Here is a 17860-nt window from a genome sequence, read left to right on the forward strand (position 1 = left end):
ATCGGATATCATTTTTTATACACTGAACACTTAAATATTGTATATGCTTGGATTAGGCTCAATTGGAACCATTATCTATGTATTGACGATCATAGATGTGGTAAGAAGTAGTTTTCATACGGACACAGACAAGGTGATTTGGGTATTGATCGTGGTTGTGCTACCACTATTGGGCACTTTGCTTTGGTTTTTGATTGGCCGGGGAAGAACTGTATTGTGATCTTTTTATTTGCACTTCTTTCTTTATGGCTTAAATAAATCCTTTAAAGCATGGTCTAAAGTGGTGAAGTCAAATTTATACCCCCCACTGATGATTTTATCACAAGAGATTTTACTTCCTCCCAAGATCATGTTGGCCATTTCTCCCAGCACAATTTTCAATAAAAAGCCAGGCACAGGCAAATTAATAAAAACTTTTCCCTTGTATTTAGCGGCTTGTTTCGTCAGCTCCCTGTTCGTAACGGGTTTCGGAGCTACAGCATTATAGCCGCCAGTGATGTTGGTGTTTTCCAATGCAAAGATGTACATGTTCACAAGGTCTTTCCAGTGGATCCAACTCATATACTGATGGCCAGAGCCCAAGGGGGCTGCCACCGGTGGCTGTAATAACTGAGGGAGCGCTCCTCCTTTTTTGGAGAGCACCACCCCGGTTCGTAAGCAAACCGTTCTTATGCCCACGGATTCAAATTGCTGGACAGATTTTTCCCATTTTACCACCACCTGGGAGAGAAAGTCACTTCCTGCAGGGCTTTCTTCATTGATCCATTCGTCTCCATTATCCAAGCCATAAAGGTTAGCGCCACTGGCAGATATCACTACTGATGGCTTCTTTTCTAGTGCTCTCACCTGATCAAAGAGGAGCTGTGCAGATAAAGTACGACTTTCCAAAATCAACTTCTTTCGCTCAGGAGTCCAACGTTTTTCTGCCACTCCAGCACCTGCCAGATGGATAATGGCATCGGCCCAAGGTATGGCCTCAGGATCGATTTCTTGTTTTTTGACGTCCCATCCGAATGATTTTTGAGATTGCAGGGCAGGCTTTCTACTCAGCCAAGCGACTTGATATCCGTTACTTTCAAGGGCTTTGGTCAGCTCCTTTCCTACAAGGCCTGAGCCACCTGTGATCAAAATGTTTTTCATAATGGTTTTTATTCAATAACTCTTGAGATCAATTTAAGTTAAGAAAAATTAGCATATATTTGCCCAGAGGTGATGGGGTACCACCTTTAACCGCCCTGATTTTTTCAGCGCTGATGACTCCTGCTTCAACTTATGTATCACCATAAAATAGACTGTATTAGCTATGTTGGAGAGGGCACGTGAATTAATACATTTCAAGCGTTTCGTTCAAACAGAATTTTATCCAAGCTTCCTTTACACATTAAAATGGTTGGTTTTGGCCATCTTTATTGGCTTGCTTGTAGGTTCTGCTTCCGCCTTTTTTCTTTTTGGATTACAATGGGCAACTGATTTTCGCGAGGAACACCTTTATCTGATTGCCCTACTGCCTGTTGGCGGTTTTTTGATCGGCTGGGTATATTATAAGTTTGGCGCATCTGTGGTAAAAGGCAACAACCAGCTTTTGGAGGAGTTTTATAACCCGCTCAGGACAATTCCCCTTCGGATGGCACCTTTGGTGCTGTTTGGTACCATTGCGACCCATTTATTTGGAGGCTCTGCGGGACGAGAGGGAACGGCTGTGCAGATGGGTGGCGCCATAGCTGACCAGTTTACCAAGTGGTTTAAATTAAAGCCGATTGACCGGAAGACCGTCATCACTTTGGGAGTGGCAGCAGGTTTTGCTTCTATCTTTGGGACACCTTTGGCCGGGGCCATCTTTGCTTTGGAGTGGCTGATGATTGGCCGCGTTCGTTATGAGTCTATTCTGCCGGCCTTTTTGGGCGCTTACGTGGCGGACTATGCTTGTGCGGACTTTTGGCATGCCCATCATACCCATTATCATATCCCTTTTATTCCTGACTTAAGTTTGGCCAATGTCCTTTGGATCATTCCTGCTGGAATCTGCTTTGGTTTGGCAGGCAGGCTCTTTGCCAAGGCAACCCATATTTGGGCGGAGCTCTTCAAGCAGGGAATTAATTATCCTCCACTTCGACCTGTTGTGGGAGGTGCGATAGTTGCTATTTTGGTTTACTTGGTGGGGACTACTAAGTACATCGGACTGGGCGTACCGACTATTATGGAGGCCTTTGATGCAGAGTTACCTTGGTATGATTTTTTGGCCAAAATAGGTTTCACTTCTTTGACTTTGGGCGCAGGCTTTAAAGGGGGTGAAGTGACGCCACTCTTTTACACTGGAGCGACCTTGGGCAATATGTTATCGGGTGTGATTCCGTTGCCTATGGCATTGCTGGCCGGGATGGGATTTGTGGCGGTTTTCTCTGGAGCAACCAACACGCCGCTCTCTTGTACTTTGATGGGAATAGAACTATTTGGTGCCGAATCAGGGGTTTATGTAGGTTTGGCTTGTGTGGTAGCCTATTTGTTTAGTGGGCATTCGGGAATTTATGGTTCCCAAGTCATTGGCTCTCCGAAGCATTCTTCACTGGATCATAGCAAAGGAAAGAACCTAGGGGATTTGGACTGATGGGGATTTTTCTGGATTTATCCTCCAATTTCAAAGCAATTTTGCGTTGAAGCAATCCAAGAAGCGGAGTCATTAGGTATTTATATTGCTAGACTACAAAACGCTAACAACTCCGCAATGGTTTAGACCTCCCTTGTTGTACTTTACAAAGATCCTCTATCTATAAAACTGAAGATGTTAGGGACAACCTCTTGTTTGTGTTTTTTGATCATATAAGCGGCTGATTCTGCCATCAATTCAAAATCTGTGGAAATCACCGTGATGTCAAAAAGCTCCTTTAGAGGAGTGTCATTATAAGACACAACCCCAATGTCTTTGCCGATTTCATAGCGCATATCACGGGTTTGCTTCACCAAGCTGACCAAGTCATTTTCATCGATGACGATGTAGGCATCTTTTTCCTGTAGCTCCATATCGGGGTAAATCTTATCCAATACTTCCGCATCAAATTTATGGGTGTTGCAGAAGTTTAGGAAGCCCTGCTTGATCTCTTTTGGATAGGGGTAGATAGGATTGTCAGGAAAAGCCAGAATTAGTTTTTTATATTTCTTCAGCTGATCCATGGCCTCTTCCAAGGCATTGTAGATATCCATCTTGAAGTCTTGATAAATACAGGCAATGTCTTCTCCCAATTCCGGAAGGTAGTTGTCCATAATGACCAACTTATCTTTAGGAAAACGTTGCAGGCATTTCAGTACATTTTCATCGTGATTGGTATGCCGTGATTTGTTGTCCTTGAAGTGAGGCATTACCACAAAGTGATCATAAGCGCCTATATTTTCTTCAAGGATATTCACCAACAGCTGCGAATCACAATGATAAATACGCAAATCTATTTGGTTGTCAGAGCCCATGCTGTTCACAAAGGCATTAAAAATCTCTAGCTTGTAATTGCTGAGTTTGTTGAGAATAAATAGGATCCGACTATTGGAACTGTTGACAGCTTTATTGACATAAAAGCCTTTGCTGACTACGGAAGTGATGATTTTTTTTTCACGGAGGAGGTTGTATGCCCGGACGACAGTATCTCTGCTGAGGTAATATTCTTCGCTGATGTCGTTAATGGAAGGTAGTTTTTCTCCGACTTTTAGATAGCCATTTTCAATGTTTTTGATAATGGAATCTACAATTTGCTGGTACTTTGGGATGCGGGACTCACTGTCGATTTGTAAAAAAAGCCCATTTGCTACTAAATTCATAATCTTTGGAGTTGGTTAATACTAAGGGTTTAATTGTAAAATACACCAAATGTTAACAAGCCTAAATGGCTGTCAAAATGGAAATTAGTAAACTGAGCTTAGGGCTAACAACTCTCAGTATGGACATCAAATGTGTCTTCTACTTTAAGATCAAAAACTAATTGCAGTCTTTTAATCTAAGAATTATTTTTTGATTGAAAGAAGTACGGCATTGAATATTCAATCGATTTCTCTCGTGTATTGCAATATAATTATCCAAGATTAAACAACACAATTAAAATGCATTTTTTTATAAATAAAGTGGTCGGTCATATTTATAAAAAACTGGCAAGAAACTTACATTGTAAAATTATTCTTGGAATAAATCCTGGATCCATGCATCGCTTAGTTCCAGCCACTTGGAGGCATTGCCATGATCTTTGGAGTTACCTGCCCCGAAACCATGACCTCCCCTTTCAAACAGGTGCAATTCAGTTTTTACGCCGTGTTCATGCAAGGCTTTTGAGTAACGGATGGAGTTTTCTGCCACCACACCTTTGTCATCCCATGCATGGGCCAAAAATGCCGGAGGAGTGTTTTCGTCAACCTGGGTTTCGTTGGAAAAGTAGGTTTCCAGATCGGTATGAAGTTTATCTCCAAGAAGGTTGTGTCTTGAGCCTTGATGAGTGATGGTGGTGTCCATGCTGATCACAGGATAAATCAGGATGCTGAAGTCTGGTTTGGAGCTTGGGTTTTTTCCTTCTGCAGGATGGTTATGAACTGAGACCGATGATGCCAGATGTCCTCCAGCAGAAAAGCCCAATATACCTACCTTATTTTTATCAAAGTGCCATTTATTGGCATTTTTGCGCATAAACCTAATGCCCTCTTCTGCATCCATTAAAGGGACATTCCAAGATTCCGTCACTAAATCTTCTTGGGGAAGGCGGTATTTGAGGACACCAGCTGTATAACCTCTTTCACTGTACCAACGGGCAATTTGATGGCCCTCATGCTGGATGGCCAGGATGCCGTAGCCACCACCTGGACAAATCAGGATAGCTTTGCCATTATTGTTGTCCTTTTGAGGTTTATAAATGATTATTTGTGGAATGGCCACCTTTTCGACACGGCCACCATTGCCGATTTGATCCTTATCCAAAAGCATTTTGGTATGTGGTGCTCCTTTGGGATAAAGCGGAAAAGTCTCTTGTTGGGCTGAGGAAAATAAAGGCAGGGCTAGCAGGGCAGCAGCCATAAAGGTCTTGAGCTTAAACATTGGGGTTTATTTTTGATAAGAATTCCGAAAATATACTGAATTTCTTTGAGTCATAGAAAGATTTTGGCTCATAGAAATGCTGGAGGAAGCTGCTGTTTAGGCTTCCTCAGTTTTTCGGTTCATCCATTTAGGGGCAGTTATAAACCATGCCACCGTGCCTATAAACATAAGTGTTTTGCAAAGGTCAGCATCGATGGCACCTGAAAATACCAGAAAAGAAGGGACAATGGTCAGGGCCAATGCCAGAAAGGAGATGAGCTTAATTATGTTGTTCATTTTGGGTTGTTTTAGGAAATGGAAACGGTCTTTTGAGATGATGATTCTGGAGCAGGTGTTACTACAGGGTTGCTGTTTTTCTGGACGAGCTTACTGCTTATAAGGTAAACAACCACCGCCACAAACCATCCTGGAAGTCCCAAGAAGAAAATTTCGATATCACCATAGAAGTTTAATCCTACGCAAAATACCAAGGTGACCAGCCAAGTAATGCCCACCGCAGGGTTGAAGTTGCTTTTGTTGATTTCGGCATAGTTTGATCTCAATCCCATCTTAGGCAAAAGGAAGATGTCAATAAAGACAACGGCCCCTAATGGCATCAATACCAATCCATATAGGGCTACAAAATCCAATAACTTCATCATCAAGGCAGGAAAGCAGGCTGCAATGGTGGTAATCATTCCCACAAAAAGGGTGACTTTCCAAGTCTTCCATTTGGGGTTGATAGACTGTATGGCCAGTCCTGCCCGGTACAAGGTAGGGTTAGCTGTAGTCCAGCCGGCAATGATCACACAGATGGCACCAGCAATCCCGACAGCCTCATAGGCGATAGGCCCTGGAGCAAAAGTCAAGCTGTTATCGGACTCCAATAGAAACAAGGAATAAAGAATGCCAGAAGCGATCCATGCCACATAATGCCCTAAGAATACTCCTGTGGAAGTTGCAAATCCAGCCGTCCATTTTTTAGCATATCTCAAGATGGACATGTCGGCCATTCCGATATGCATGGCCATATTGCAGAACCAAGCAAAGAACATGACATGCCAAAAGGTAAATTTGGTATTTCCTTCCAATGGTACACCTGACCAAATGGTTTCTTGGGCTACTGGCCAGAAATCACCAATAGAATTGATCCCCAATCGAGGCAATACTGTCACTGCAGCAGCAATAAAGATCATGATCATCCATGGGGCAGCGATATTGGCAAACTTCACCACTTGGTTAAAACCAAACATGGCGATTACCGTGGTGATGGCCCCAACTCCAAATACGGTCAGGACAAAACCCAAGCTGGTGGGCAAGGTATCGTTCAAAGCAGGCATGGCCATGTCAAAAGGAATCCCTACAGCGGTGGCAGCTACTGTGATCATGGAGCCGGCCAAAAAGCAAAAGGCTACTGCATTGACCAGGTTATAAATCATGGTAAACCGACTTCCTGCTATTTTTTCCAATTGGTAATACAAGGTCAGGCGGGTTTTGGTAGCCGCTTTTCCAGTGAAAAATGCCCAACTCAATACCGCAAGGATATTCCCGATCAAAAGTCCTGTAACAATGTCTACTGCGCTGGCACCGTGCGCCACAAACAAAGGCCCTAAAACAAATTCAGTCCCAGCAGTATGCTCTCCGGCATAGGTGCCCACAAAGCTCTTCCAGCTTTTCAATTTGCTTTTAGGGATAGGCTCTCTTTCGTATTCATTGACAGCCTCTAATTTTTTGACAAGATTGTTTTTTTGCGACATGATGACTTTAATCGTATTTTGGGTACGAGTGAAATTAAAAAAGTACAGGAAATATGCTGTCCTGTACTGTTATGGATAATGCTGTGTGAGACTGCTAAATAGATCCTCTGTCAATAAAGTTGAAGACGTTCTTTACCACTTCTTTTTTACGCTTTTTGATCATGTAGGCGGCGGTTTCACCCATGACCTTGAAATCCGTTGACATCACCGTGATGCCCAGTAGTTCTTTAAGTGGCGTATCATTATAGGAAATTACCCCCACATCTTCCCCCAGCTCGTATTCTTCGTCCCGAATTTGACGCATCAGGTTGACCAGGTCATTTTCTTCAATGACAATATAAGCATCATTGGGGTTGAGCTCCATTTCCGGGTAGATGGTATTGATGATCTCAAAGTCGAGATCGTACTCCACACAAAATTTCTTAAACCCTTGTTTGATCTCTTTGGGATAAGGGTAGATCGTATTGTCAGGGTAAACCAGGATCAGTGTATCGTATTTTTTCAACCTGGCAATGCCCTCTTTCAGTGCTTTATAAATGTCCATCTTAAAATCCTGGTAGATGGAAGCCACCTCATCTCCCAAATCGGGCAGGTAATTGTCCATGATGATGACCTTATCGGGAGAGATTTTTTTCAGGCACTGGATGACCTCATCATTGTAATTGTTATGATGAAGCTGTTCATCTTTGAAATGGGGCATGACTACATAATAGTCATAAGCGCCAGCATTTTCATTCAGTAGGTTGAGCAGGTTTTTCGGTTCGCAATGGTAGATGTTCAGGTCTACCTGGGTTTCCGGCCCAAGGCTGTTGACGAAGGAGTTGTAAATACGAAGTTTATAATTGGAGAGTTTGTTCAATAAAAATAAAACCTTGATCTGGGATTGGGAGACATTGCGGGCTACATAATAGCCTTTCCCCTTGACGGATACAATGATTTTCTTCTTCTTCAACAAGTTGTATGCCTTTTCTACCGTATCACGGGAAAGGTAATATTCTTCGCTGATTTCATTGATGGAAGGGATTTTCTCTCCTACGGAAAGATTGCCCTTTTCGATGTCCTCAATGATGGAGTTCACGATCTGCTGATATTTTGGAATCCGCGACTCCGAATCTATTCGGATGGATGTTGGAGCTTCGATCATTTTTGGGGTTACAGGTTAATTGCGCAATCGATTGTAATATAACTATAACTTGACATACCAAGCAAGTACCGAAAATTATTTTATATAGACGGACATTTTTAAGGTTAGAATTATTTGGTTAAATGTCATGTCTAAATTCTTATATAGCCATTAAAGACGGTTTTAGGTAAAATATTCTTTGGGAGAACTCTTAGAATAATTTAATGAAATAATATGGGATAATAAAGCCTTGCTGATTTTTTGATTGACCCTTTAAAATTCATTAGTTTTTAATAAAACGTATGAAACATCATATATAGTGTAATCGATTGCGCATACTGGTATGCCTTTATATAATAGTCCGTTTTTGGGAGCAACACTATTATCGATCTCTCCGCAATAACAGCCATTGGAGCTAAAAGTCTTTTACTTAATAGCACAACAAACAGGTTAAGCATAATTAGGTAATGGAATTAGATTGGTTAATTTAGATCGACAGAACTCCCAGACGGCTGGGGTAATCTAAATTAAAAGTAAATGAACAGTGAAATAGAATGCTTTGACCCTGCAAACAAAAAGGAATGGCGGGAATGGTTGGAAAAAAACCATAAACAAAAGGATGCTGTTTGGTTAATCATTCACAAGAAGGGCTCTTCCAAGCCCAACCTTTCTTGGAGTGATGCTGTCGATGAGGCGCTGTGTTTTGGATGGATTGACAGTACCAAGCGACCGATTGATTCGGAAAAATATATCCAGTATTTTGGAAAACGTAAGCCGAACAGTATCTGGTCAAAAATAAACAAGGATAAAATCGAACAACTTACCTCATCAGGTCTGATGACTGAATTGGGCTTGGAGAGTGTCAAGATTGCCAAGCAAAATGGTTCCTGGACCCTGTTGGATAGTGCAGAGAAGTTGGAAATACCAGCAGACTTGGAGGAAGCTTTTGGACAAAGACCAAAGGCCAAAGCTTATTTCTTAAGTTTAAGCAAGTCTGCCAGAAAGTCCCTACTGCAATGGATAGCCATGGCAAAAAGGCCGGCAACCAGAGAGAAAAGAATCAGTGAACTGATAGAGAGCGCAAGCAAAGAAGAGCGACCCAAGCAGTTCAGGTGATGAAGAGGCGGCTTATGATTTGAGAGGATGGTTCCTGATGATGTGTCTTCATCTAAACCGCGTTTGCAACGCAGTTTGTTAAATCGGAGCATTTGCAATGCGGCTCATTGAATAATTATGGTGTTGATAAACACAAGCCTCTAAGCAGACCCTCGTACATCATGAGGGCCGTATTAGAGGCATGTGGCGAATAATTTATGGATGGCTCAGGCTTACTTCTTTTTAACGGCGCTCCATTTCATTAGGGCAGCGATTTCTTCTTCGGACAATTTCCCTTCAGGTTTATTTTCCAAGAATCTTTTTGGTGGCATATCCCCTTTTGCGAGTACCTCATAGATTTTTGCTTTGGCATCTATCTGCTCAGACTTTTTGGTAGCTTCCAGCGCATCCCAGTCTAACTTGGACTTGGCCTTTTCGCTCTTTGCATTGGCATTGTGGCAGCCATAGCATTTTTCATCAACGATGGCCTTGACCTTTTTGGGCATTTTCTTCATGACAGCATGGAGTTCTGGGCTGTCAGGAGTTTCAGATTTTTGAGTCCCTTGAAAGAACAAAAGGCCGATAATGGCGGCCATAGGAATTAAAAATAGCTTTTTCATATGGTGGTTGAAGGTTTGTATCAGGAATAATAGATAATATTATGCATTAGTGCAATTGTACGATAATTTATTTTGACGCTTTTATATGTATTAATGCTCTTTAAAGAAGTGTGGTGATGATTTTGGGTTTATGTTTGGCGGATTTAATTGTTGTGCCATCCTTTTTAGACCACATTTATTTACTGTAGCAGTTGAGCAGAAATTAGCGTCATGGGAAAAACAATTTTTAATTATGATGAAAAAGCTTCTTTTACTATCCTTTTTCCTGATCCAAACTAGCCTTTATGCCCAAGAAAAAGGCCAGTGGGGTTTTGGGATTGAATTTTCAGTGGATAAGATGGATTTGGCCATGGATCGTTTCCATAACAACTATTTGGTGACGGATGGAAATGTAAATGGGTATGGGGTTGATTTCGATCAGTTTAATTTCAGTTTGGGCTTATCAAGTCAATATCATATTCAGAAAAAGTTAAGCCTGTCTTCCGGGATCCTTTTTTCCAATAAAGATTTTTCTGGGACTTATAGCTGTGCTTCATGCTTAACACAATTTAGACTTTTTTATCCTGAAGTAGTCTTGGTGAAACAACAGTTTTTGACCATTCCCTTGTCCATAAATTATAGTCTCTTAACAGGCAGGTTAAGGCCAGTATTGACAGGTGGGTTTAGAAATAATATTGAAGTCAAAAACGATCTGGACGAATTAAGTAATGGGTATTTTTTAGAAGGCTTCCTTGGCGCAGGAATTTATTATGCACTGGCAGAGAAGCTCGATGCAGGAATCGGCTATCGCTATCTAACCGCCCTATCAGACCTGTACAAGACCGATGACTTTAATCTAAGAAGTAATAGCATCTTTTTGCAGGTGAATTATTCTTTAAGGTAGGGAGTATTATTTAGGCTTTTTAAGCCATGTTTGTATCAGGGGAGGAATTCAGTGCTTTTGGAGTAGGGTAATTGAGGTGAACTTATGACCTTGAAAACGCTTGGATTTAATCATTCTCCTAGTAAAAGAGTAGAAAATTGAGATAAATAACTATAGCTTACCATGCCCTGGATATTCACCGTTATTGTGTATTATAAATAGATGAAGTACCAAGAAACAAAACCCTGTAATCAGTTAAAGGATCATGTACATTCTTTTTGGGAGCTAAAGGGCGAAGAAAATGATAGTGCTTGGGAACGAATATTTCCAGATGGATGTCCAGGTCTAGTGGTCAATCTTGGAGATAGTTGTATAACTGATAATGGTGAGCTTGCTATGGAGTATGGAAAAACCTATGCAGTGGGGGCAATGACAACTTTCAAAGAAAGTTTTGTGGATGAGAATACATGTCTAGCTGGCGTTTGTTTCAAGCCTTCTGCATTTTCATCTTTTTACACTTACGCATCTTTAAATGACCTGAAAAATCAAACGGTCCTATTTGACCAAAGCCTTTCTTTTGATAAAGATAAGCTTTATGATGAAAATCATTATGCTTATTTAAACCGATTCCTGCTTGAAAGAATGAACTGTAAATACAATAGAATAAATCCTTTGTTAAAAGATATACATCAGTCAAAGGGCCGTTTAAACATTGAAGAATTATCCAAGAAAAACCATATCTCAATAAGGCAGGTAGAAAGGATATTTAAAGAGTTTGTTGGGCTGACACCAAAGGAATATTCCAAAATCATCCGGTTTCAAAGTGCCTTAAGCCTAATTCAATCTTCAAGTGAGCGTCGAAGTATATTGGATATTGCGTTTGAATGCGGATATTATGATCATTCCCATCTGAACCGTGAAATCAAGCGAATTACAGGGCTTGTACCATCACAGCTTTAAATTGTCGTATTTTTACAAAGTACCATTAATACGCTAGTGCTAATTTTGTAGTATCATTAAAAATAAGAGACATGCGTAAAGTATCACTTTTTATTGCCAGCAGTTTAGATGGTTATATAGCCAAGCCCAATGATGACCTCAGCTTCTTGAAGCAGGTAGAAAAGGAGGGCGAAGACTATGGATATGCCCAATTCACTGAGACCATTGATACCTTGATTATCGGTAGAAAGACCTATGACTATGTACTTCGAGAAATAGGACCATCTCACTATGATAATGGACAGCGGGATGTATATGTCATCACCAGGACCCCAAAAGCAAAAACAGGTAGGACATCCTTTTACACCGGAAGCTTGGTGGATTTGGTCAAGCAATTAAAGTCCCTAGATGGTAAGCATATTTATTGTGACGGAGGTGCAGAGGTAATCAATGAACTGTTAAAAAATGATTTGGTTGATGAGTTGATCATTTCTGTTGTCCCTGTGTTACTAGGCGATGGAACGAGATTATTTAAGGACGGAAGACCCGAGCAATTGCTTGAATTTGTAAAGGCAGAAACATTTGATACAGGACTGGTCCAGTTATGTTACAGACGAAAAAGGTAAAGCCTTTTCTAAGCCGCATTTTCAATGCGGCTTTAGGGTAATTATGGCGTTGATAAACACAAAGATTTAGGAGGGCTCCTTGCAAACGAGGACTAGAAGTGTGAATTGTGCCCCAGGTATATTTTAGTATTTTTTTGGTTCTATCATATTACCCCCAACTCTCTGATAGTCCTTACACTGTCTTTACTTCCATTTGGGGGAAAACAGAATATCCTTTGGATCACTCGGGTATCTCCTTCGGATTACCTTCGGATCAAGCTCGGATATTACCGAGTGTAATCCGAAGATAATTTGGAATTGTTCCTTGATCAATCCTGAGGAAGGGTATGGTGAATGCTTGATTGGTGTAAGGTAATTGCTTAACTTATACAGATTTATTGTTAGCAAGTGTTACTTTTAAACCTTTTTAATGATGGCAAAAGCAGATGGAATATTCAGCAAACTCAGGGGGAAAGTAGGGGGAGTTGTTTTTTATGTAGTAGACGGAGAGACCTATGTCCGGGAGTATGTGGAGGAACCCAAGGTCGGTGAACCTTCCCCCATCCAACAACTTTACAGGAACAAATTCGGCATGGCCTCCCATTTTTTGAGGCCCTTGAAAATCCCAATTGAATTTGGTTTTCAGGCTTTCCGCAAAGGCATGCGCACGGGCTTGAACGCGGCCATGGGGCACACGGTAAGAAACGCCTTTTATGGTGGAGGTGTAGATCCCCTGCAGCTGGTTCCTGCCCAGGTAAAGCTAAGCATGGGCCCGCTGACAGGAGCAAAAAATGCTCAGGTGAGTTGGGCAGATGATGAGCATGTCCGCTTTTCCTGGGAAAACAATATTGGCGAAGGCAGTGCCGGACATTTTGATCAGGCAATGCTAGTCCTCTACAATGCGGAAGACCAGCGGGTAGAATATGTCCTGGAAGGGGATTTCCGGTCTGCGGGGCAGCAGGATGTCAAGGTCTTGAGGGGCAAGGAACATGAGGGAAAACTGCATGCCTATATCAGTTTCCATCACTATAGTAGCAGGAAGAAGAAGAGAACTTTTTCCGATAGCGAGTATTTGGGATTGGTGTAGAGGGGAGGCCTAATTAGCCCTAGCTAAACCGCATTGGCAACGCGGGTTGTTAAATCATAGCATTTGCAATGCGGCACTAGAATAAATTATAGCGTTTAAAAAGCTTAGATTTAGGAGTCCTCGTTACAAACGAGGACTAGGGTGTGGGAGATTATTTTTTCTTTAGTTCTTTAATATACTTATCTACATTAATTTCTAATTCGAATAGGCTTATTGTTTTTAAATTTAATGCTTTGGCTAAAAAAATCAATTTATCTAAGGTGGGATTGGCTTCTCCTCTTTCTATTGTCCCAATTAAGAATTTGGTCAAACTAGTATTATTGTCAGCAAGTTCTTGTTGAGAAATATGTTCTTTATCATACTCTTTACTTGGTATTTTTTCCCTAAGTTTTAATAAATATTTTCCAAGTTTTTCCTTTTCAGTCACTTTTCTTCCATTTAGCAATCTTAAATTCCTCACTTATCTCCCCTCAGAGCCATATAAAAATCGGTCGAAAAACTGTAAAAAATAGCGAAATAAGCGAATTGTCAATAGGGTATATTTGTCTTAATCTCAAATGAAGGCCTATTTAATAAATCACATAAAGTATTTCTATCTAATAATATTCTCTTTTTTATTCTTGGATTTTTTAGCTAAGGATATATACTTTTTCATGTCAAAGTTATAGAGCTCCTTTATAGACACTTTTACTTGTAACGATATTTTTAAGAGGGTTTCGTAGGTAGGGTTTGTATTACCTCTCTCAATCTCTCCAATTGTTTTTTTGGCAAAACCGGTGCGATAACCCAATTCTTCTTGTGAAAGTGGTTTATTAGTTTCAGCGTCAATAACTTTCTCTCTAAGTTCTCTAATTCTATACCCTAATGCTTCTTTCTCTTCTTTGAAACTATTCTCTTTCATGAGAATAAAATTCCTGCTTTAAAACCGAAAAAAAGGATACATATATGTATCCTTTAAATATTTTTTTTATCTTTGGTATGAATACATATATTTGCGATTCTTCTAAAGACAGAAAATATTAGAAGCAATTGCTTTGAGTCTCCAATCGGAAAACTGGCACTTTTCTTTTAGGAACGAGATGATAAGCAGATTTGCTCACGACCCGGGCGTGGGCTCTCTTATCGTTCCAATGGTATGCCAGTACCTCCGATTAGATAAGTGGAGTTCCACGCCCTCCTATTTTATATTCCATAGGTGTCCGGAATGTGCTTATCCTCCAAAGCAAAGGTTTCTGCATAGGATCATTATGAAGTCTTGCAAGGGAATTCTTTAACCTTAAGTATTCCAAAATCAAACGCTATCTGCAAAACTTTATGCTTATGAAAAGTATGCACAAGCCCATGGAAAAGTATTACGAATTATTAAAAAAAGGCGATCCTTCTGCTTTAGAATATATTCATACCCAATATCGTGGCATCATCTTTTGGATCGGTAGAAGAATACTGAATGATCAGTTTGCAATAGAAACTTTAGTTCAGGATACTTTTTTAAAATTATGGTTTTATAGGGACAGAATAGAAAGACCTGAGCATATTCTCTATTTCTTAAAGTTTGTGATGAAAAAGGAATGCATCTCCTACTATTATAAACCCAGAAATAAGTTTTTAAGGGAAGTCAATTCATTAGAGGATTATGATAATTACCAAGACTATATGGTGGGGTACGATCCGGAAAGTGTGTCTGAAAATCTGAAAGACCAGGAATCGGAACAAAAAGCCTTCGACCGAATCCAAACTATATTGCCATTGCTCAATGCAGAAAGAAGGAATTTGATTGCACTCTGTTTAAAATATGGCTTTCAGTATAAAGCCATTGCCCAGGTTATGGGAAAGGGCATCACTGAAACCAGTAATGAGATAAAACGGGCTATTCAGGACATTAAAACCATCGTACATCATGGAAATACAAGCGCATATAAGCAAAAATCTCCTGGTAGTGATATAAAAGGTCCAGAGGAGATGACCGAGGAACAGGAAAGGATATTGGACCTCAGATGCCATATGAAGTATTCCTTTGCGCTAATTGCCGAAGCGCTGAACCTGTCTCAAAAGGAAGCTCACAAAGAATTTGTTACCGCATATAAACTATGGAAGGAAAAACAGTTCGAATCCGTTTAGCATGGAAAACCCTACACTAAAATTAACAAGGAAGATCCAGTTATTGGTTGACCTGCCCACCAAAGAAGAAAAGAAGGAGGCATTGAGTACGCTTTACCGATGGCGGAATCGATGTTTTAGAGCAGCCAACCTTATCGTTTCCCATTTGTATGTACAAGAAATGATTAAGGATTTTTTTTATCTCACAGAAGGAGTCAGGTATAAACTGGCCGATGAAAAGAAAGATGCAGATGGCATCTTGGAACGTTCTCGTATCGGTAGCACCTATCGGGTGGTATCAAATCGCTTTAAAGGCGAAGTCCCTACCGATATTTTGTCATGTATGAATAACACCTTACTATCTACTTTCAATAAAAATAAATTGGAATATTGGAAAGGTTTACGTTCTCTGGAAAACTTAAGACGAGACATCGCTTTTCCATTTAGGCCAAGGAACATAAAAGGGCTATCCTATGAAGAAGATAAAAAAGCTTTTTGCTTTCATTTATTTAAAATTCCATTTAAGACCTATTTAGGTGGAGATTTTACCGACAAAAGACAACTATTAGTGCGTTTGCTAAATGATGATATTAAGCTATGCACTTCACATATTAAACTCGAAGATGGAAAAATCTTTTGGCTGGCAGTATTTGAAATTGAAAAGGAAGAGCACGGCCTGAAACCCGAGGTAATAGCAGAAGCATCACTCTCTCTGGAATACCCTATAGTGGTTAAAACCGGTAAGAGAAAACTCAGTATTGGAACCAGAGAAGAGTTTCTTTACAGGAGGTTGGCCATACAAGCAGCCTGTAGAAGGGCACAGATGGGCGCTACCTACTGCAAATCAGGAAAAGGACGTAAACGAAAACTTAAAGCTGTGAACAAGTTTCACCATATGGAAGCTGATTATATACGTGATCGTATACATCTATACAGCAGAAAACTCATTGATTTCTGTATTAAACATCAGGTCGGAACACTCATTTTATTAAATCAGGAGGATAAGATCGGAATAGCTAAGGAGGAAGAATTTGTGTTACGGAACTGGAGTTATTATGAACTCATGACAAAAATAAAGTACAAAGCCGAGAAAGCAGGGATTGAACTTATTGTAGATTAACAAAATGTATCGAGGGTGCTTGTTCACCCGTAAAGTGAGGTCTAGGACACTCACTAAATGCAAACAGCATATACAACAAGAATCCGATTTAATTAAATCAGCAGGGGCTTCGACTTAAGTTTATCCCTTGCTAACCCGTGTTTGCAACTCGGTTTGCTAAATCCAAGCATTTGCAATGCGGTTTTAATATGAATTGTAGCGTTTAAAACGCTTAGATTTAGGAGTCCTCGTTACAAACGAGGACAAGATAGGATAGAACTTATTGTAGATTAATAAATGTATCGAGGGTGCTTGTTCACCCGTAAAGTGAGGTCTAGGACACTCTCCAAATGCAAACAGCATATACAACAAGAATCCAATTTAACTAAATCAGCAGGGCTTCGACTCCACTCAGCCTGCCGCCTTGTTAACCCGCGTTTGCAACGCGGTTTGCTAAATCCAAGCATTTGCAATGCGGTTTTAATATGAATTGTAGCGTTTGAAACGCTTAGATTTAGGAGTCCTCGTTACAAACGAGGACAAGATAGGATAGAACTTATTGTAGATTAACAAATGTACCGAGGGTGCTTGTTCACCCGTAAAGTGAGGTTTACGACACTCACTAAATGCAAACAGCATATACAACAAAAACCCGATCTAATTAAATCAGCAGGGACTTCGACTTAAGTTTATCCTGAGCCCTTGCTAACCCGTGTTTGCAACGCGGGTTGTTAAATCAGTGCATTTACAATGCGGTTTTAATATGAATTGTAGCGTTTGAAACGCTTAGATTTAGGAGTCCTCGTCGCAAACGAGGACTAGATTGGGTAATCTTGTTTCTACTTATCTACTTTTTTTCTATTGATGAAAAAAGTAGCAAAACCTGCCTGCCGGCAGGCAGGAAATCTAGGCCGGTGGTCTGGCCTTTAAATTGGGAAGAAAATGTATTCTTGCGATAAGTATTAGTTACCCAATTTAATTTTAATGGTATTGTTCCAGCCTAAAAGTGAGCGGAGGTAGTCCGATAGTGAAAGGGAAAGGTTCTTTAAACTGAGAAAACGATCTCATAAACGAGAGGACCTACCCTGCAAGCTGGCTACTCGCTAAAAACAGTCACTGACTATTTTCTTTACGCACGTCCCTCCACGACGCGAGCTAGCTCCCTTTTTTAACGGCCTATACAACAGCATTAAAATCTGCCATACCAAGGACCACTTCTTGATGTCAAAACGATTTTCTATTTGATGGGCTTACAAAGTGATTTTTAGGTTTTTGAAGAATTCCTTTCTAACACAAAGTGAATTGCTCAAGAACAGATCCTCTGTCCCCTCCTTTCTACTCCCTGATTCAAAGTCCAACCACACTGAAAGACTAAAATTTTACCAATTATATCTAAAAATACCCCATCTGGGGTATTTTATGGTTATGTGGGATTTAGTAGGTTTAAGGGCTTGTTTTGTTTTTAATGATTGAGACAAAGAAAGAAGAAATAAATTCTAGAGTTCCATTTGGAATGTTTGGTTAGCATGATTAAG

General features: G+C 40.4%; 18 protein-coding genes and 1 riboswitch. Of the genes, 9 read left to right on the forward strand and 9 right to left on the reverse strand.

Annotation, left to right across the window (positions count from 1 at the left end):
- The first annotated feature begins 43 nt into the window (after nucleotides 1-43).
- Nucleotides 44-220: a PLDc N-terminal domain-containing protein gene (locus tag JL001_RS07980; RefSeq protein ID WP_200975591.1), complete on the forward strand. Its 177-nt coding sequence runs from the start codon at nucleotides 44-46 to the stop codon at nucleotides 218-220.
- A gap of 23 nt (nucleotides 221-243) precedes the next feature.
- Here JL001_RS07980 and JL001_RS07985 read toward each other — a convergent pair whose 3' ends face one another.
- Nucleotides 244-1140, reverse strand: a complete 897-nt coding sequence (locus JL001_RS07985; RefSeq protein ID WP_200975592.1) for a TIGR01777 family oxidoreductase — start codon at nucleotides 1138-1140, stop codon at nucleotides 244-246.
- A gap of 59 nt (nucleotides 1141-1199) precedes the next feature.
- Nucleotides 1200-1270: riboswitch (Fluoride riboswitch) on the forward strand.
- 33 nt (nucleotides 1271-1303) lie between these two features.
- On the opposite strand from JL001_RS07985, the gene JL001_RS07990 reads away from it, so the two are divergent.
- Complete coding sequence (locus JL001_RS07990; protein ID WP_200975593.1) at nucleotides 1304-2605, forward strand: voltage-gated chloride channel family protein; 1302 nt, start codon at nucleotides 1304-1306, stop codon at nucleotides 2603-2605.
- A 143-nt stretch (nucleotides 2606-2748) separates the two neighbouring features.
- On the opposite strand, the gene JL001_RS07995 is transcribed toward JL001_RS07990, so the two are convergent.
- The 5 genes from JL001_RS07995 to JL001_RS08015 all read right to left on the reverse strand — a co-directional run bounded on the left by JL001_RS07995 (nucleotide 2749) and on the right by JL001_RS08015 (nucleotide 7942).
- On the reverse strand, nucleotides 2749-3804 hold the full coding sequence (locus tag JL001_RS07995) for a GntR family transcriptional regulator (RefSeq protein WP_200975594.1): 1056 nt from the start codon (nucleotides 3802-3804) through the stop codon (nucleotides 2749-2751).
- Between the two features lie 349 nt (nucleotides 3805-4153).
- The gene (locus JL001_RS08000; RefSeq protein ID WP_200975595.1) at nucleotides 4154-5062 is read right to left on the reverse strand and encodes an alpha/beta hydrolase; all 909 of its coding nucleotides are present in this window, start codon (nucleotides 5060-5062) and stop codon (nucleotides 4154-4156) included.
- A 96-nt stretch (nucleotides 5063-5158) separates the two neighbouring features.
- Nucleotides 5159-5338, reverse strand: coding sequence for a hypothetical protein (locus tag JL001_RS08005; RefSeq protein ID WP_200975596.1), 180 nt, complete (start codon nucleotides 5336-5338; stop codon nucleotides 5159-5161).
- A gap of 11 nt (nucleotides 5339-5349) precedes the next feature.
- On the reverse strand, nucleotides 5350-6798 hold the full coding sequence (locus tag JL001_RS08010; protein ID WP_200975597.1) for a cytosine permease: 1449 nt from the start codon (nucleotides 6796-6798) through the stop codon (nucleotides 5350-5352).
- Nucleotides 6799-6892: 94 nt separating this feature from the next.
- Nucleotides 6893-7942, reverse strand: coding sequence for a GntR family transcriptional regulator (locus JL001_RS08015; protein WP_200975598.1), 1050 nt, complete (start codon nucleotides 7940-7942; stop codon nucleotides 6893-6895).
- A 516-nt stretch (nucleotides 7943-8458) separates the two neighbouring features.
- Here JL001_RS08015 and JL001_RS08020 point away from each other — a divergent pair.
- Entirely contained in the window at nucleotides 8459-9037 is a 579-nt protein-coding gene (locus tag JL001_RS08020) for a YdeI family protein (protein WP_200975599.1), read from the forward strand.
- A gap of 212 nt (nucleotides 9038-9249) precedes the next feature.
- On the opposite strand, the gene JL001_RS08025 is transcribed toward JL001_RS08020, so the two are convergent.
- Nucleotides 9250-9636: a heme-binding domain-containing protein gene (locus tag JL001_RS08025; RefSeq protein WP_192010602.1), complete on the reverse strand. Its 387-nt coding sequence runs from the start codon at nucleotides 9634-9636 to the stop codon at nucleotides 9250-9252.
- Between the two features lie 232 nt (nucleotides 9637-9868).
- Here JL001_RS08025 and JL001_RS08030 point away from each other — a divergent pair, with 232 nt between their 5' ends.
- The 4 genes from JL001_RS08030 (at nucleotide 9869) to JL001_RS08045 (ending at nucleotide 13129) form a co-directional block, all read left to right on the forward strand.
- Complete coding sequence (locus JL001_RS08030) at nucleotides 9869-10519, forward strand: outer membrane beta-barrel protein (protein WP_200975600.1); 651 nt, start codon at nucleotides 9869-9871, stop codon at nucleotides 10517-10519.
- Nucleotides 10520-10720: 201 nt separating this feature from the next.
- Nucleotides 10721-11458, forward strand: a complete 738-nt coding sequence (locus JL001_RS08035; RefSeq protein ID WP_200975601.1) for an AraC family transcriptional regulator — start codon at nucleotides 10721-10723, stop codon at nucleotides 11456-11458.
- A 71-nt stretch (nucleotides 11459-11529) separates the two neighbouring features.
- Nucleotides 11530-12063: a dihydrofolate reductase family protein gene (locus tag JL001_RS08040; RefSeq protein WP_200975602.1), complete on the forward strand. Its 534-nt coding sequence runs from the start codon at nucleotides 11530-11532 to the stop codon at nucleotides 12061-12063.
- Nucleotides 12064-12475: 412 nt separating this feature from the next.
- A complete protein-coding gene (locus JL001_RS08045) occupies nucleotides 12476-13129 on the forward strand; it encodes a DUF6266 family protein (protein ID WP_370567407.1) in 654 nt (217 codons plus the stop codon).
- 151 nt (nucleotides 13130-13280) lie between these two features.
- On the opposite strand, the gene JL001_RS08050 is transcribed toward JL001_RS08045, so the two are convergent.
- On the reverse strand, nucleotides 13281-13556 hold the full coding sequence (locus JL001_RS08050; RefSeq protein WP_200975604.1) for a helix-turn-helix domain-containing protein: 276 nt from the start codon (nucleotides 13554-13556) through the stop codon (nucleotides 13281-13283).
- 165 nt (nucleotides 13557-13721) lie between these two features.
- Complete coding sequence (locus JL001_RS08055; RefSeq protein WP_186755962.1) at nucleotides 13722-14030, reverse strand: helix-turn-helix domain-containing protein; 309 nt, start codon at nucleotides 14028-14030, stop codon at nucleotides 13722-13724.
- A 419-nt stretch (nucleotides 14031-14449) separates the two neighbouring features.
- Between JL001_RS08055 and JL001_RS08060 the strand changes: the two genes are divergently transcribed.
- Both JL001_RS08060 and JL001_RS08065 read left to right on the forward strand, forming a co-directional pair.
- Complete coding sequence (locus JL001_RS08060; protein ID WP_200975605.1) at nucleotides 14450-15247, forward strand: RNA polymerase sigma factor; 798 nt, start codon at nucleotides 14450-14452, stop codon at nucleotides 15245-15247.
- Nucleotide 15248: 1 nt separating this feature from the next.
- Complete coding sequence (locus JL001_RS08065; protein ID WP_200975606.1) at nucleotides 15249-16346, forward strand: hypothetical protein; 1098 nt, start codon at nucleotides 15249-15251, stop codon at nucleotides 16344-16346.
- Nucleotides 16347-17860 lie beyond the last annotated feature (1514 nt).

The organism is Echinicola sp. 20G (assembly GCF_015533855.1).
Lineage (GTDB): Bacteria > Bacteroidota > Bacteroidia > Cytophagales > Cyclobacteriaceae > Echinicola.